The sequence below is a fragment of the Inconstantimicrobium porci genome (assembly GCF_009696465.1).
In the GTDB taxonomy this organism is placed as follows: domain Bacteria; phylum Bacillota; class Clostridia; order Clostridiales; family Clostridiaceae; genus Inconstantimicrobium; species Inconstantimicrobium porci.
Window position 1 is genome coordinate 20,577 of sequence record NZ_VULX01000018.1, and the last position, 16,136, is coordinate 36,712.

The following is a 16,136-nucleotide window of genomic DNA, read 5'->3' on the forward strand; positions in this document are numbered from 1 at the left end:
AATAGAGTCATAAATATCTTCATTAGTATTGTCTTTAACTTCAGCAGCTAGTGCTATGCTAAGCTGGAAGTAATCATATTTACGCTCATTGTATTCCTTGTTGATCTTTGCAATGACACTTTTATAATCATCTTCATCGCAGTTAGGAAGAAGTATGACAAATTCATCTCCGCCCCATCTAAAAGCATAAGCCCTGTCATTTGTAACATCTCTTAAAACTTCAGCAATGCTTATAATAAGCTTATCACCTTCTATATGTCCAATGTAATCTTTTTATCAAACTCGACAAACTCTCTTGCAGTCTTTTTGTCACTATACAATTCCATATCGCTTTTTCCAAACGCTTCTTCATTTGTTTTTCCCTTAACTTCTGAAAATTTCACATTAAACGTTTTTTCATACTGCTGATTAAGATAAACTATTCTAAAACTTGTGTCCTCAATCCAAACTGAAAACGGAATATCATCAAGAAACCTTTTAATTATTTTATACAGATAATTATTATTCATCGTCCAAATCTCCTTGCTAATCTGCCACCATAGTTATGTCTCTAAAAAATAAAGGTGTCTTAGAGAAACTTTTATTATCTAAAACACCTTTTAACCATATATTCGAATTATATACCAAAAATACCATATTATTAACATTATTTGTATTTATGTGTCAAAAAAGCCCATAAGAATAATTTTAATTCTTATAGGCTTACTAGATCTTTCTGCTATTTATATTTATCTATATGCTTGTCCTGCTTCATCGCAATCTAAAACTGCCTGTACAAATTTCTCTTCAGTAACTTCATATGGCGCACAGCTCCATTCTGTTATGCCATTTGCTCTTGCTGCTATTTTAGGTACGTCTTCTTTTTTAATATCAAGATCATCAAGACATACTGGAAGATTTACACTTTTATTAAATTCAAATAACTTCTTTCTCTTTTCAAACTGTTTATCATAAGTAAGAAGACATAAAACTCCAAATGATACTATTTCACCATGTAAATGAGCTTCTGCTTCCTGAACTACTGTTGATCCATTATAAAAAGCATGTGCTAAACTACTGTTATAATAATACATACCTGGCTTAGAACTTAAATTAGATACAAGACCTGTACTCATTACAATATCTAAAGCAACCTGTTCTAATTCATATGATGTTTCATTCATTTTACAATCCTCTAATGCTTTTTTTCCAAATTCTAATAGAGGTTCATCACAAGCATAGCTAAGCTGTCTTCCAATAAGAGGTGTATGTGATAATTTTTTTCCGCTTGATGCTAATAAAACTTCTGTTTGTTTTGATAAAGCATCACCAATTCCTGCCCATAAATAAGTTTCAGGTGCTTCTGCAACAACTTTTGTGTTAATAAAAGTATGGACTGCTGGAGCTTTTATATAATAATATTCCTTAAAAGTACCGTCTTGATTATACATTACTGCAATTGCACTGCATGCTGCACAGTTTGATGCAATTGTTGGGAAAGTAAAGAATGGCTTATCAAGCTTATCTGCAACAACTTTGCATGTGTCAACTGCTCTTCCTCCACCAACTGCAAATATCATATCTGCTTCTTTTACTTTTTCATTCTTCATAACCATTTCTGCATTTTCGTATGTTGAATTGCCTCCATACCATACGAAATCAAGAATTTCTACATTTGAGCCTTTAACCCCATCTAAAAGGCTTTCTTTTGCTTTCTCCATGGCAGTTTTTCCCCCAACGACTACTGCCTTTCTTCCAAACCGCCTTGTTACTTCTGGTATTTCATTGTAACAATCTTGTCCTACGCTATAACTTGGTAAAAATACACTATAATGACTCATTACTAATCCCCCTTTTAATTTTAATATTGCTTATTGCTTTTAATTTTAAAAAAACGCCCCGACTTATTCATCAGGACGTAATATTACGCGATACCACCTAATTTCAGAATATAATATTCTGCTCTCAGTACAGATCTTTTTATCAATCTGTTTTCTTTAACGCAGAAAATACGTTGTTTCTTACTTATACAGATTCTTATAATTTACCCCAAAATAGAATCCATATCGTTCAGTAACACTGCTCAAGAGTGATTTTCTATTATATAATAACAACAACTTTCCACCAAACAGCCGCTCTCTTTAATTATTAATATAATATACTTTTCTCTATCATAGCTTTAATTTATTAATAAATATAGCATTTTAGGTTAATTATGTCAAGTATCTAGTGAAAATTCTATTGAATTTAAAAATTCCTTATTCGTATCTGAATTCTTTAACTATAACTGCAGCTCTATTTCTATTCTTTTCATCCCTTAGTCCATCAAAATATACTGCATAACCATCACCACACAGAACTCATCTTTATATTTATCTATTTCACCAAGGTGACTTTCAATATCTGAAGTATCTTTATAATTATTTATAGAAAAAATCAGCTGCTTCTCTAAAGGCAGATAGCACATATCTCCTGTGCTCAACCTATAATCTGCATCTAAATATATCCCCTTAAACCCAGCAGACTCAAAATTAGTAATATCAAAAATGCTGTTATCTTCAATTAAATTTTCCATTCCCTATCACCTATCCTCCAAAGTTGTTGTTAAGTTTCTTCTCCAGATCCGCCAAATCAGGGAATTCCTTTTTTAGACGTTTCATATTACGATATAATACAACACCAAAACTTACATTGTTTTCAGCAACATAATCTGTCAGCTTGTTTAAATATTCTAATATATTTGATCTGTTTTCCTTTGTTTGTGATAAGAGAGCAATACAATATGAATATCCAATAATATCAAATCTACTTAGAAGATCATTTGTTTTATCAGGAAATAAATTAATGCTTTTTTAAGTCCTCTTCTGTAATTTTAGTCTGGCCTATAGTTGTATCCTGAAACTCACCATGACAGTCAGAACCTGTTGTAACAAAAAGCCCATTATCTTTGCAAATATCAAGACATGCTTTAGTTATCTCTTCTGAATGAGCTGGATAATAACACTCAATGCCATCTATACCAAAAGGAACAATTCCTTTAACTTCTTCTATAAATTCCTCAATAGTATCTTTATAAATCACCTTGCCTGGGTGAGCAAGTACTGCCTTCCCCCTTGCTTTATGAATCTGTGCACATACTTCCTCAATTGTAGGAAAATCAGCGCAGCTATTATAAACTCCGTACTTATTATAAATACCGAACCCTTCCCACACATTCTTAGTTAATCCCTTATGTACAAGATAGTGAAGTGCTTTCCAGCCTCCTTTATTTCTCTCATAACTATATTTGTTGTAATCTTCTAGTGATACATCATCACAGTCACTTTCCATCTTTTCAATAAGCTTAGTATTCACTTCATCAAGCAGTGCTCTGTCTTTCTTTACAAACTTCTGAAATTCTTCATTCTCCAAATCAACACCATAACCTAAGATGTGAAAATTAAGATTATGATAAAGCGCATCAAGCTCTACGCCAGGAATACACTTAACACCACTATCCTTGCAAATGTTCATCAGCTCTCTTGAACCTTCAAGCACATCGTGATCTGTTATGGCCATTACACCAACATTATTTTTCTTTGCCATATCTAAAATCTCTGCTGTAGACATGGTTCCATCAGAATAATATGAATGAATGTGTAAATCTACATATTTTGCTTCCATTAATCTTCCTCCAATACTGCTTTATAAAAGTAATATAATTATATAATATAACTTTTACAAATCCATACTCATCAATATTTCATCTTCGTCTTCTTCTGTTTTAGTGAACCCAAGCTCAAGATACATTTTCTCAGCTGTAGTATTACCATCTATATAACAAAGAATTACCTTCTTGTATTTGCCATCAGCTTTCATTCTATCAAATATTAACTTACATGCTTGTTTGCCGTATCCTTTTCCCTGATATCTTTCATCAATAAACAACTCGCAAAAATCATATGCTTTATATGGTTCATAATCATAATATAAAGCAGCTCCTACTGCGGTATCATTATAATAAATCATCAGAGCATGACTCCTGAAACTTCTAAAAGCATATGCCCTTGCCTCTATACCCTTCAAGTCTGAAACATACTCCTTCTGCTCATCTTTAACATGCAGATTTTCTCGCCAGTTATCACTATCAATTTCTTTTAGTTCAATATTACTTTTCATTATTACTCTCCCATCAAATCTAGAACGTAAAGCCTATACAATTTATAAATATAAGCATACTTAACATGACAATCTCATAATTAATTATAGCATATAGTGTAAATATATTTCTTAACTTTATATAATTTCAAAATTATTAGGAGCTTTGATATAATATTTATATTAGCTATAGATATTGAAAAGAGGTAATTACAATGGAATTAACAGTCTTAGTTGATAACAACACTTATATAGACCAGTATTACTTAGGAGAACCGCTGTTTCATATTATATTGAAGATGAAGATACTAAAATATTGTTTGACACAGGCTATTCAGATATATTTATAAAGAATGCAGAAAAACTCGGCATAGACTTAAATAAATTAGACAAGCTAGCTTTTTCACATGGTCATAATGACCATACACTTGGACTAAAATACTTTTTTCAACAATTTTATAACAATAATATTTCAATAGTCGCTCATCCTGATACTTTTAAGGAAAAAGTTATGAATAATGAAGAAATAGGTTCACCAATCTTAGAAGATGAACTATGCAGGAAATGTAACCTTATACTTTCAGAAAATCCTGTAAAGATTAGTGAAAACATAACATTTTTAGGTGCTATTCCAAAGCTTAATACTTTCGAGAAAAGAATCTGCTTTGGCAAACATCTTATTGATGATAAATTCGTAGACGACTATGTCTTAGAAGATACTGCCCTAGTTTATCAGAAATCTGAGGGATTATATATAATTACTGGTTGCTCACACAGCGGAATCTGCAACATTATTGATTATGCTAAAAAAGTCTTCAATGAACAGAAAATCCTAGGAGTTATTGGTGGTTTTCATCTATTTGATGTTAATGAGCAGGTTCAAAAGACTATCGATTATCTTAAAGCTAATACCATTCCAGAATTATATCCCTGCCACTGCACATCATTAAAAGTTAAAGCTGAAATGATAAACAGAGGACTGGCTGTAAAAGAAGTGGGCGTTGGTCTTAAAATCAAATGGTGATAAAAAATGAATAATGCTTATTTTATGCTATATCAATTTCAAAAGTTTCAGAGTCTAAGGATAAATCAATTTCTTCGCCGTATTCTAAATAATCCTCACAGTTTAAAATAAGCTTATCTTCTTTCCATCCCCTGAAACGGATGCAGCTTATAGCACCTGATATATTAATGTAATAAGGCTTCTTAGCTGACTCTCTTATAACTGCTATTTCATAATCACTAGCAACGATATATTCCTGCTGTGGAGATAATGTAATCTGAACGTACTCTGGGTCCTCTACAATTTCCACAACTTTATTTGTACTTCTGTCTAATAAAAACAGGCAGTCTTTAGTCAGCACTAAGACAGAGTTAAATCTTTCTGATATCTCGATGCCAATAACTTCACCTCTAAATTCTCCTACCCATTCACTGTAATCATCATCTGTAAACTTAATCCATCCCCAATAGGCTGATTTCCACTCAGAAGAAAAATCATATACAACTTCTTCATATTCTCCTGATAATGGCTGGCTGATAACTTCTGCACTAATAATCACGCAATGCTCCCCCTATAATTGTCCTTGTTGTTTTTATATAGACTTCTAAATTCTAAGCTTATCGAAATTTTCTTATACAAAAAATAACTCGATATAGTAAATATACTTTCATTTGTATAAAGAAAAAGAGTAGTCTGCGCCAACAAACTACTCCGACACTTTATAAAGTATATTATAATCTAATGATCAAATAATAACACTTGATCCTATCCCTTACCTATATAATATCATAAATTGAAAATTATATACAAATTTATTTATATTTCATAGCATTCTTAAAGAATATTGTATCTTTAAGCTCCATATCTTTATCAGGTGTATATCCATAGTCAGCCATGATCTTTTCAACCATTCTGCCAATGCATTGCTTTATTTCGTCTTTATTAAAGTCAAATTTCTGATTGTTCTTAATATTATACACTTTTTTAACTCTTAATTACTCATTGTCTATCTTTATTCTTAATCTTTTTGTTTTAACCTTAACAGCATATTTTAGTTCGTACACTGAGACTCCTTTATTCATAGCTTCTGCAATTTCGTTCATTTCCTTCTTTGCTGACTCTTCATCTTTATACCAACCAAGGATGATTGAATTTTCACCCCAGAATGCTCCACTGTTTACACCATTCAGGCAGTACTTTGGCTCATCTTCTTTTGCTTTGAACATTACGTGTGATGCTGAAACCTTATAGCAGTTGAAAATTGATTTGCCATCTGCTGATTTGATTGTTATCTTGCCATTTGGTACAACTATATTGTTAGTTACTTCATTATTTATTTCATTAGTTGATGATTCACCTAACATTAAATAATCTAAAGAAACATTTAGCTTTCTAGATAGTACAAGCAGTTTCTCCATTTCTGGATAGCCACTTCCCTGTTCCCATTTTGAAACAGCCTGCCTGCTTACTCCCATTATTTCTGCTAAATCTTCCTGTGAAATATTTCTTTCCTTCCTTATTGCTTTTAAATTTTCTGAAAAACTCATAACTAAAACTCCTTTTCTTAAATCTTTTGTTTAAATTATAAAAAGTTTTCTCTATACTTAACACCAACCACTGTTTGCATTTGCGCAACTTCAGTTTGCATTGTCGAAAAATCCTTATATTATGCCATTTAAGCTAGTCCAAATTCTTTTATTAATTTCTCAAGTCTTACTCTTTCACTTTCTTTAACTTCCACTAGCGGATTATAAAAATAGTGCTGCATAACGTCTGCATCCTTTAACACTTCAGCAAATGATGAGTCTATTATTCCTTTGTCGCTATGACTATAAATTGCTGTGCAGATTTTTTTAATTTCATCATCATTGAACTGACCAGAAGCCACAAGAATATCGATTGCCATTGTAACACCTTTGTGTGCATGATCTTTTGAATCCATTGCTGAATATGAATAAATATCATGCAGCATTCCTGCTGCCATTGACAGTTCCACATCTTCTCCTCTTTTTATTGCTATCATTGCACAACATTGTGAAACTCCATAAAGATGCACATAAGCACTTCGTCTTTCCTCATTATCAGTCATCTTTAAGAGTACGTTGTCCACATATTTTCTTAAAACCTCAATCCTATTCATCAAGTAACCTCCTTACTACAAATGCTGCAAGTCCTTTCTACTTATAATTGTAAATTATAACATAATTCTCTACGTACATGATACTATTAATTCCTAATCCAGATTTCGCTTTTGAAAATTGCACCAATAATCATCATAAACATAAAGAAAGCCAGGAATTATATTCCCAGCTTCTAAGAAAATTTATTAAATTAAAATCATATTGATATCAGTTATATTATATCTTCCTTATGATTACTCACGTATATATTAAGTTTAAATTTCACAGATCCAAAAACCTTTCACTAAATGTAAGTGTTATATTTTTAATTTTCCCTTTATACTAGATGTATAAGTTAAGAATAATATCAAATGAAATTCCGGAGTTTTATTTGTAGAAGAGTTGAAAGACATATTGCGAAGCCTCCGTCGCTTCGTTCCAAGTCGTTTCTCCATATCTCTTTCAACCCTTAAATTACTAAAGGAAGAAATTGCATTCTGTGCTAAAGAAGTTACTTGTTCTAAACAAATTAAAATTAATACAAATGATTCTGTCAGAATGTAATTTCCTACAAATAATAAAAATGTGAAAGGTGATAAAAATGAGTGAAAGAATATTAGAAGTTAAAAACTTAAAGAAATATTATGGAAAAAAAGAATATACAACTAAGGCTCTTGACGGAATCAGCTTTGGAGTTATTGACGGAGAATTTATTGGTATCATGGGCAGCAGCGGATCTGGTAAAACTACTCTTTTAAACTGCATTGCCACAACTACAAGTCCTACTGATGGCAACATCTTATTAAATGGCGAAAATATTGAAAAGTTTAAAGGTGATAAACTTGCAGATTACAGAGGTAATAAAATCGGCTACCTGTTTCAGAACTTTGAGCTTTTAGAAAACCTGACAGCAAAAGAGAATATTCTGCTTCCTCTTGCTATCCATAATAAACTGCAGAATGATAATAATTCATATCTTGATAAGCTGGCTAAATGAATCAAGAGAAGATTTCTACGAAAGAATCCTGCTTGTAATGGCGCAACTGGGAGGAGGCAGTGCAAATGTTTTATAGTTTAGTTAAAAGGAACAGCAAACGTAACCGTAAAGAAAATGGTTTGTTTTTTGTTTCATTAATAATCTCAATCGTTGCTTTTTATATCATCCTTTCGCTAAAGGAACAGGATGTAATCATATTTTTAAAGACTATGGAAAGTGATGCACTGCACAAACTGTTCATGCTTATCCCTGCTTTATATATAATGTCATTATTTATCCTCTTCTTCCTTGTGTACTTTGCTGGCAAGTATCAGCTGGACAGACGAAGCAGAGAACTTGGCATGTATATGATGCTTGGCATGAAGCGTTCAAAACTACTGCTAATGCTTTTTGCAGAAGAATTATACAACAGTGTGTTGTCACTGGTTATTGGTATGCCAGTTGCAGTTTTTATATCTGAAATTATCAGCCTCGTAACTGCTAAAGTTGTAGGTCTTGGCATAATCAGACATCATTTTTCATTATCAGTTTCAGCAGTTATATGGACTATTATTGGCTATTTTCTTATAAGATTTGCAGCACTGATCATTCTTTGCGTTCAATTTACAAGCAAAGAAGTTACTGAACTGCTTAATGAATCTCAGACTGAGAAAAAGCGTGAAAGTAATAAAACAATAACTATAATTGAATTAATATTAGGAATCACATTAATAGTAACTGCTTTTTACCTGGCTATAAGCGGTAAATCATGGGTACGTTTAGCATCTATGTCTTTATCTCTTTTAATCGGTATTGCAGGATTATTCTTATTCTTCCACGGAATAAGTATCTTATTTGAAATGTTTATAAAGCGTAAAAATAATATTAATGGCTTAAGTATGTTTACTTTCAGACAGCTTCAGGAATCTGTATTTTTAAAACCAAACATCTTAGCAGTTTCATCAATGTTATTACTATTTGCAGTAAGCTGCTTTGCTTATGGAATTCCAGTTGGTTATATTAATAACAGCAAGGAAACTCATATTATAGATTACACTTTTGATGCTGACAAAGCAGAAGTTGAATCTACAATATCTAAATTAGGGCTAGATAAATATATGTACAATCCATTTGAAATGAAAACAGAAAACTACCTAAGCAAATTAGAAAAATGCTCAATGGATAAAATTAAAAGTGCTGTAGCAAAACAGCCACAGAGCGAAATAAGAGATAACTTCTTAAACAATATTGATCACTATGACCATCCTAATCTTATTGCTTTATCTTCATACAATAATATCTTGCAGGCTCAAGGTAAAAAGCCTCTTGAATTAAATGATAACGAAGCTGCCATATATAGCGATCCTGAATTTACAGATGAAGCTAGTACAAAAATGCTGGAAGATGCCTTAAAGGAAAATGTATCAATAACTATGAATGATAAAGAAATAAAAATTGTAAATAAAACTTACAGCGACAGCATTATAACAGACAGGATGCTGACTCTAAGCTTTGCTTTTATAGTGCCAGACGAACTATTTAATAAATATACCGATCAAGAGAAGCCCCACTATTTTGTGAATGCTATACTAAAAAAAGATTATGTTAATGAAAAAGGGCTGATGAATGCCATAGGTGAAGTTAATAAAAAACTTAACACTAGTAATTTAAGATATGAAAGCTATCTTCAGAATATGGGAAGAGAGTTGTTCTATACTATATCAGCAAGCTATACAACTATATATCTAGCTGTTATTCTGCTGATAATTGCTAACACTGTAATGGGCGTTCAGTTCTTAATTCATCAGCAGAAAACTAAGAAGCGTTATCAGACTTTATCATACATTGGCTGCACATACGAAATGATGTGTAAGTCTGCTAGAAGACAGATTACATGGTACTTTATGCTGCCACTTTCTGCCTCTGCAATATGCAGTATATTTGCAGTAAGATCATTATATACAGGTGCTTTGACAACAACAATGCATCAGCAGACTAATAAGCTTATGATGCTTTCTATTCCTGTAATTGTCTTTATATGTGTGGTAGAATTACTCTATATGCATTTTGTAAAGAAAAGCAGTGACAGGAATATAGCTGGAATTATGACTATAAAAAGAGAAGATAATTAGAGGTGATAATGGTGAAGAAGATTGTAATAGTTGAAGATGAAATTTTCATGAGAGAAGAACTGCAGTATATTTTAGAAAAAGCAGGTTATGATGTACTCTGCGTAAATGAGTTTAGTAATGCTGCGGATGAAATTATCGCTTCTTCACCTGACCTTCTTTTACTTGATTTAAATCTGCCTAACATATCAGGCTTTGAGATATGCAAACAAATCAGAGGCAAAAGTAATATTCCTATACTTGTACTTACTGGACGTGATGCTATGAAAGATGAGCTTCACGCTCTTGACATTGGTGCAGATGAATACTTAAATAAACCCTGCCGTAGTGAGAGGCTGCTTGCAAGAATAAACAATCTGCTGCGCCGCTTAGAAGACAGGAAAAACTATCTTGAGATAAAAGGAATCTCTTTAGATTTACAGACTTACACTATTAACGTTAAAGGCAAAGCTGCAGTCTTACCTGAAAATCAGGGAAAAATCATGGAGCTGCTGCTTGAAAACTGTGGCAGACTTGTCACTAAAGACATGCTCTTTAAAAAACTCTGGGGTACTACTGAATATGTTGATGAAAATGCCCTTCACGTAAACATGACAAGACTAAAAAAGTCACTTAACAACCTGGATACAGATTATAAAATAAATACAGTCAGGGGGAAGGGCTACTGCTTAGAGCCTGTAAGAAAAAATGAAGATAATTAAAAGATTAATCGATGTACTTGATGAAAACAGACTCTGGTTTATAGTTGTGCTTGCACTTAACATCCTCTTTGGAACTTTGTTATGGATTATTGACTCAAGCTCATTTTCATACATATTCCCAGTGATGCTTATTGGTTCTTTGATTGTCTACTGCTCCACTATCTTTATCTGCTATATTAATGATAATAAAAGAGCAAAAGCATTTAATGATTTTCTTGCCGATCCTTCAAAAACTAATGAAGATAAAATAATGAATTTATTTCATGGCAGTCAAAAGAATTCAGTTATTGAAGCTGGTGAACTGCTTCGCAGCAATCTATCTGATCTTAAAATAAAGTCTGCTGAAATGAACGAATACGAAGAATATATAGAAGCCTGGGCTCATGAGATAAAGACTCCCCTGGGACTCATGACCTTTGTGCTTGATAACAGAAAAGAGGAATTGTCGCCATCAGTTTATGCAAAGCTTGAGTACTCGCGCACAAAGATTCAGGAAAACATCGAGCGTATGCTCTATTATGCAAGACTTAAAGCCACATCTAATGACTTTATTTTCAAAGAGTTATCCCTGACAGAAGTCTGCGAAGATGTTCTTGATGAATACTCTCCAATTCTTAAGGAACAGAACATCAGCATAACACTAAACATTGACAATCTCCATGTTGTATCTGACAAAAAATCCATTGAGTTTATCATCAGACAGATAATCAGCAATTCAATAAAATATAAAAACACTGATGCTTCTAATCCTTATATAAGTTTATCAGCAGAAGAAACTGATAAAGCTATAATTCTTACAATAAGAGATAACGGCATCGGAGTTAAACCATATGACCTGCCCTTCGTCTTTGAGAAAGGATTCACTGGTGAAATTGGTGAAATACGCAAAAATTCAACAGGTATGGGATTATACCTTTCAAAACAAGTAGCTAAAAGCTTAAAAATAAACATAGAAGCATCTGAAAGCTACACAGATGGACTTGAAATACGTTTATCATTCCCAAAGGTTGAAAATTAATTTAAAATTTAAAGTTTAAAATTTAGAATTGAGTTGGAAATTTATTCGCTGTGCTCACAAATTTCTCAAAATTATGAAAGCTGAAAGCAGAATGATGAATGAAGGAAAGAAATTGCTCTCGCTTTGCTTGAGCATTTCTTAAAATTAATGGAGGTTTCACCTCCAAACCTCTTAAGTTATTACTGAATGTGATTTTATTTTTATAGCTTATAGTATTTTATTGTTATGAGATTGATATATGAAATGGATAGAAAGATTAAATAATGCTGTCACTTATATTGAGGACAATATCAAAGGAGACATCGACATAGATGAAGCGTCAAAGATTGCCTGCTGCTCAACTTATCATTTTCAGCGAATGTTTGCCTACATTGCAGATGTACCTCTTTCTGAATATGTAAGGCGCAGAAGAATGTCTCTTGCAGCTGTTGATCTGCAGAATGGTGATGAGAAAGTTATCGATGTTGCTTTAAAATATGGTTATGATTCACCAACAGCATTCACAAGAGCTTTTAAAAATGTGCATGGAATATCTCCATCACAAGCAAAAAATGAAGGCAGTGTCTTGAAAGCATTTCCACCTATCAGCTTCAAAATAACAATAAAAGGAGCTAGTGAAATGAATTATAGAATTGAAAAAAAAGCAAAAGGGCTGTAGCATAATGCCGCAGCCTATTAAATTCAAAAACTATCCTCTATTTTGTTGTTGTCTTCTTTCTTTTCTTGCTTTTCTACAAGCAGGGCATCTCTTAGGTTCGTTTTCGAATCCTTTTTCTTTGTAGAATTCCTGTTCTCCTACTGTAAATACAAATTCTTTTCCGCAGTCTACGCAGACTAATATTTTATCTTCCATTTCTATTCCTCCTAAATTAAAGATTTTAATTGATACTATAATCTCTAATAAAGAGAAACTACATATCCATATGAAACCTTCTAATTTACAATTTTTAACTGCACCTTTATATTACCACAGATGCGAATTATTTGCAAGTATCATTTACATTATTGCCTATTTTATTTTGTTATATCGTCAATTATATCAAAATAATTCTCAAATGTTTTTGCGCAGCATTTATAATTTTTGATTACTATTCCACCTGTACGCAATCCAATCAAAGTAAAAGCCATAGCCATTCTATGATCATTATATGTTTCAACTTCATTTTTGATAATGTTTCCTGGCTGTATTATGATACCTTTATATTTTTCAGCTTCCATACACTTAATGCCAAGTCTAGTAAGTTCATTAACAATTGCTTGTATTCTATTAGTTTCCTGGAAACGGATATGTGAAATATTTTTTATTATTGTCTCTGAAGATGCAAATGGTGCAATAGCTGCTAGTGTCATTGTCTGATCTGAAAAATCATTCATGTCCACAATTATCCCAGGATATTTTCTATCCTTTTTTCCAGTAACACATACTCCACTTTCAGTATCCTTAACAATGCATCCAAGTTCTTTTAGTACATCTAAAAACTTAATATCTCCCTGCAATGAATCAATATGTACATCCTTAACTCTTACTGTTGTTCCAAGCAAAGCGGCCATAGCATAGAAATAGCATGCTCCCGAAACGTCTGGTTCAATCTGATATACCTCTTTTTCATATGATAAATTATAAGGAACAAAACATTCATCGCCTTGACGTACCACATCAATACCAAACTGTTTTAGCATTGCAAGAGTCATTTTGATATATGCGCCATTAGTCCTGCTGCCAGTCATTTTTATCTTAAGCCCATCTTTAACCATAACTCCAGTCATTAATAAAGCACTTACAAACTGACTGCTTACTGTAGTGTCCATTTCTATTTCATTTTTATTTATGCCCTTTGAATGTATCTCAAATGGGAAATGGTCTTCTTTTTCAAGACATTTAACAGTTACGCCAAGACTTCTAAGAAGCTCTATTAATGGTTTCATAGGTCTTTTCTTCATCTGACCAGAAGAATCTAAAACATAGTCTCCCCCAGCAAAAGCAAGCATAGCTGTTAAAAAACGTGCTGCCGTTCCAGCACTTCTTACATTTATCTTTGCATTTCTATTAGGTATCTGCCCACTAAGACCATGAATAGTTACTTCTTTTATTTCTTCATTAATAGTAACTTCGAATCCCAGCTCAGTAAGACAGCTTAAAAAAGCCCTTGAATCATCACTAAAAAGTACACCTTTTAATTTGCAGACACCAGCAGAAAGCGCTGCAATCATAAGTGCACGATTAGTTATACTCTTTGAACCAGGCACATTAACTTCAATTCTTCCGCTGTTTTTATATTGTTTAACAAGATAATTATTAATAGTTCTCACCCTTTGCTACATCATATTTAAATTCATTATACACTTTTTCAAATATTTTCATAGTCTTTCTTTTTTCAATTCTAAATCAAAATAGCCAGTAAAGTATAACTTACTCTACTGACTACAATACTTTAATAAGTCCTAAATTTCATTTTTCTTAGTTTCTTTATAAAGCTTTTTTGATTTAACACTAAAATAAAAATAGATCATCATTCCAATAGGAAATGCAAGCCAAATAAAACCTCTTCCTATTGCAAAAGGAGTTTCAAATAAAAAAGCCCTCACGAAAGATAATCCTGTCATTTCCCATAATCCAGGTGTAAAATATAATTCCTTAGGATTAAATAACGCATTAATATTTACAACACCATTTATTGAAAAACAAACTAATAATGCAAGATAACAGCAAGCCAATGAACCCCAGACTTCAGATGCTCTTTTATACCTAGCAGCTCTTGACATATTATCAGAAAAAATATCATCATCACCATCATCTGATATTTTCTTAAAGTACTGCTTCCCACTAGATTTTGTTCCTGAAATATGCTTCCAGCCACAATCTTCAAACATAGTGCAGTAATCTAGAAAATCATTTTTGCTTTTAAATGTCCTAAAATCTATCTTATATACTGCATCTTCTGGTGTTATATTCTTAAATTTATAACCACAACCAGTGCTCACAACTTCATATCCCTCATTTGCCATTTCATTAAGCCATTTTTCCTCTTTTGCATAATCAGTAAATATTTTATAAATACGCATGTATCAAACCTCCAATTTAATTTAAAGCTTCTTCTGTAATTCTAGCCATATATTTTATTCTTTCTAAATCAAGCTTCAGTATTTCGCGTCCCTTATCTGTAATTAAATAAACTTTTCTTCTCTTGTCTTCACTAGGCACTGGCATTATAAACTTAAGCTTTAACAAATTATCTATAGCTCCATACAATGTGCCTGCTGCTAATCTGACGTTTCCCTCGCTAAGTTCCTCTACCTTCTGCATGATGATGTATCCATGTGCAGGCTTAAGCAATGCAAGAAGAATATAATATGTGGTTTCTGTCAGTGGTAAATTCTTATCTCTTTTCATAAATGCCTCCGTATATAAAGTTCAAATATATAGTTTGACTTTATACAGTTGAACTGTATAGTTAGATTATATATCGACCAACTGTATAATGCAAGTGTAATTTCAAATAAAACCCAAAATATCCATCCCCCCTAAATGCAAAAACAGCTCTAACCATCTTATATAAAATGGTTAGAGCTTAGTGTAAAATTTAAACTTACCCCTCTGAAAAATCGCTTGTCCATAAAATATATACTGGCTTTTGGATTCTGTTTGAAAAACTTGACTTTATTTGATGATGTGTTTGTTGAAAAATAGAAATAGAGAATGCCTTCTGACAAGTGATATTTAAATTCTTGTGGACTTTGAAATTGATATTTAGAAAATTGCTCATTTATAAAAGGTAAAGTAATACACATGGTATAGGCTACCCCTAGTAAATTGATTTGGAATAAGCTTTATTAAAATGTTGATAGTTGCTATCGCTAACTCGGTTATATTAAAATTCTTTTCTGATAAGAAATAGTAAAATCTATTTAAGCAGACATTCCAATACTTTCTTATAAATTTATCATAAAGTAATTTTATAGACTTAACTTCTTGCATATATAGAATTGAGATTACTATTATTTGAAAGTTATCAAAGCTTCGTTTATAAAAAATACTTTTATATGCAGTTAATATTTTTTTAATGTATTAATTA

At 32.1% G+C, this 16,136-nt stretch carries 16 protein-coding genes, 5 pseudogenes and 1 other annotated feature; of the genes and pseudogenes, 6 read left to right on the plus strand and 15 right to left on the minus strand.

The genetic code is table 11. From position 1 onward, the window contains the following. Positions 1-9: 9 nt before the first annotated feature. The 6 genes and pseudogenes from FYJ33_RS16410 to FYJ33_RS11205 all read right to left on the minus strand — a co-directional run. Positions 10-264: pseudogene (locus tag FYJ33_RS16410) on the minus strand (GGDEF domain-containing protein); the annotation flags it as partial. Further along, a complete protein-coding gene (locus tag FYJ33_RS16415) occupies positions 252-509 on the minus strand; it encodes a PAS domain-containing protein (RefSeq protein WP_235900835.1) in 258 nt (85 codons plus the stop codon). The pseudogene FYJ33_RS16410 and the gene FYJ33_RS16415, both read right to left, overlap by 13 nt. Positions 510-728: 219 nt before the next feature. After that, positions 729-1,820, minus strand: a complete 1,092-nt coding sequence (locus tag FYJ33_RS11190) for an iron-containing alcohol dehydrogenase family protein (RefSeq protein WP_154531823.1) — start codon at positions 1,818-1,820, stop codon at positions 729-731. Between the two features lie 68 nt (positions 1,821-1,888). After that, positions 1,889-2,163: a binding site (T-box leader), on the minus strand. A gap of 133 nt (positions 2,164-2,296) precedes the next feature. Then, a complete protein-coding gene (locus tag FYJ33_RS11195) occupies positions 2,297-2,554 on the minus strand; it encodes a hypothetical protein (protein ID WP_154531824.1) in 258 nt (85 codons plus the stop codon). A 266-nt stretch (positions 2,555-2,820) separates the two neighbouring features. Next, entirely contained in the window at positions 2,821-3,642 is an 822-nt protein-coding gene (locus FYJ33_RS11200; protein WP_154531825.1) for a PHP domain-containing protein, read from the minus strand. A gap of 54 nt (positions 3,643-3,696) precedes the next feature. Further along, complete coding sequence (locus FYJ33_RS11205) at positions 3,697-4,137, minus strand: GNAT family N-acetyltransferase (RefSeq protein WP_154531826.1); 441 nt, start codon at positions 4,135-4,137, stop codon at positions 3,697-3,699. Between the two features lie 194 nt (positions 4,138-4,331). Here FYJ33_RS11205 and FYJ33_RS11210 point away from each other — a divergent pair. Beyond that, positions 4,332-5,140, plus strand: a pseudogene (locus tag FYJ33_RS11210) (MBL fold metallo-hydrolase). Positions 5,141-5,162: 22 nt separating this feature from the next. On the opposite strand, the gene FYJ33_RS11215 reads toward FYJ33_RS11210, so the two are convergent. From FYJ33_RS11215 to FYJ33_RS11230, 4 genes are all read right to left on the minus strand, one after another. Further along, on the minus strand, positions 5,163-5,678 hold the full coding sequence (locus FYJ33_RS11215) for a hypothetical protein (RefSeq protein WP_154531827.1): 516 nt from the start codon (positions 5,676-5,678) through the stop codon (positions 5,163-5,165). Positions 5,679-5,931: 253 nt separating this feature from the next. Then, complete coding sequence (locus FYJ33_RS11220; protein ID WP_154531828.1) at positions 5,932-6,099, minus strand: hypothetical protein; 168 nt, start codon at positions 6,097-6,099, stop codon at positions 5,932-5,934. 15 nt (positions 6,100-6,114) lie between these two features. Then, positions 6,115-6,666, minus strand: a complete 552-nt coding sequence (locus FYJ33_RS11225; protein ID WP_154531829.1) for a helix-turn-helix domain-containing protein — start codon at positions 6,664-6,666, stop codon at positions 6,115-6,117. A 128-nt stretch (positions 6,667-6,794) separates the two neighbouring features. Further along, a complete protein-coding gene (locus FYJ33_RS11230; RefSeq protein ID WP_154531830.1) occupies positions 6,795-7,259 on the minus strand; it encodes an HD domain-containing protein in 465 nt (154 codons plus the stop codon). Positions 7,260-7,840: 581 nt separating this feature from the next. On the opposite strand from FYJ33_RS11230, the pseudogene FYJ33_RS11235 reads away from it, so the two are divergent. The 5 genes and pseudogenes from FYJ33_RS11235 to FYJ33_RS11255 form a co-directional block, all read left to right on the plus strand. Continuing rightward, positions 7,841-8,230, plus strand: a pseudogene (locus tag FYJ33_RS11235) (ATP-binding cassette domain-containing protein); the annotation flags it as partial. Positions 8,231-8,301: 71 nt separating this feature from the next. Then, positions 8,302-10,347: an FtsX-like permease family protein gene (locus tag FYJ33_RS11240; protein ID WP_154531831.1), complete on the plus strand. Its 2,046-nt coding sequence runs from the start codon at positions 8,302-8,304 to the stop codon at positions 10,345-10,347. An 8-nt stretch (positions 10,348-10,355) separates the two neighbouring features. Continuing rightward, positions 10,356-11,045 carry a response regulator transcription factor gene (locus tag FYJ33_RS11245; RefSeq protein ID WP_154531832.1) on the plus strand — a complete coding sequence of 230 codons (690 nt, stop codon included), beginning with the start codon at positions 10,356-10,358 and terminating at the stop codon, positions 11,043-11,045. After that, positions 11,032-12,063 carry a sensor histidine kinase gene (locus FYJ33_RS11250; protein WP_154531833.1) on the plus strand — a complete coding sequence of 344 codons (1,032 nt, stop codon included), beginning with the start codon at positions 11,032-11,034 and terminating at the stop codon, positions 12,061-12,063. Before FYJ33_RS11245 ends, FYJ33_RS11250 begins: the two co-directional genes overlap by 14 nt. A 238-nt stretch (positions 12,064-12,301) precedes the next feature. Next, a pseudogene (locus tag FYJ33_RS11255) lies at positions 12,302-12,706 on the plus strand (helix-turn-helix transcriptional regulator); the annotation flags it as partial. 45 nt (positions 12,707-12,751) lie between these two features. On the opposite strand, the gene FYJ33_RS11260 reads toward FYJ33_RS11255, so the two are convergent. The 5 genes and pseudogenes from FYJ33_RS11260 to FYJ33_RS17140 all read right to left on the minus strand — a co-directional run. Further along, positions 12,752-12,916 (minus strand): zinc-ribbon domain-containing protein, encoded by a 165-nt coding sequence (locus FYJ33_RS11260; protein ID WP_154531834.1) that lies wholly within the window; start codon positions 12,914-12,916, stop codon positions 12,752-12,754. A 161-nt stretch (positions 12,917-13,077) separates the two neighbouring features. Then, positions 13,078-14,373 carry a 3-phosphoshikimate 1-carboxyvinyltransferase gene (gene aroA / locus FYJ33_RS11265; protein ID WP_321107126.1) on the minus strand — a complete coding sequence of 432 codons (1,296 nt, stop codon included), beginning with the start codon at positions 14,371-14,373 and terminating at the stop codon, positions 13,078-13,080. A 132-nt stretch (positions 14,374-14,505) separates the two neighbouring features. Continuing rightward, a complete protein-coding gene (locus FYJ33_RS11270; RefSeq protein WP_154531835.1) occupies positions 14,506-15,126 on the minus strand; it encodes a DUF2812 domain-containing protein in 621 nt (206 codons plus the stop codon). Positions 15,127-15,142: 16 nt separating this feature from the next. After that, positions 15,143-15,454: a PadR family transcriptional regulator gene (locus tag FYJ33_RS11275; RefSeq protein ID WP_154531836.1), complete on the minus strand. Its 312-nt coding sequence runs from the start codon at positions 15,452-15,454 to the stop codon at positions 15,143-15,145. A 191-nt stretch (positions 15,455-15,645) separates the two neighbouring features. After that, positions 15,646-15,768: pseudogene (locus tag FYJ33_RS17140) on the minus strand (pyridoxamine 5'-phosphate oxidase family protein); the annotation flags it as partial. Between the last annotated feature and the right edge of the window lie 368 nt (positions 15,769-16,136).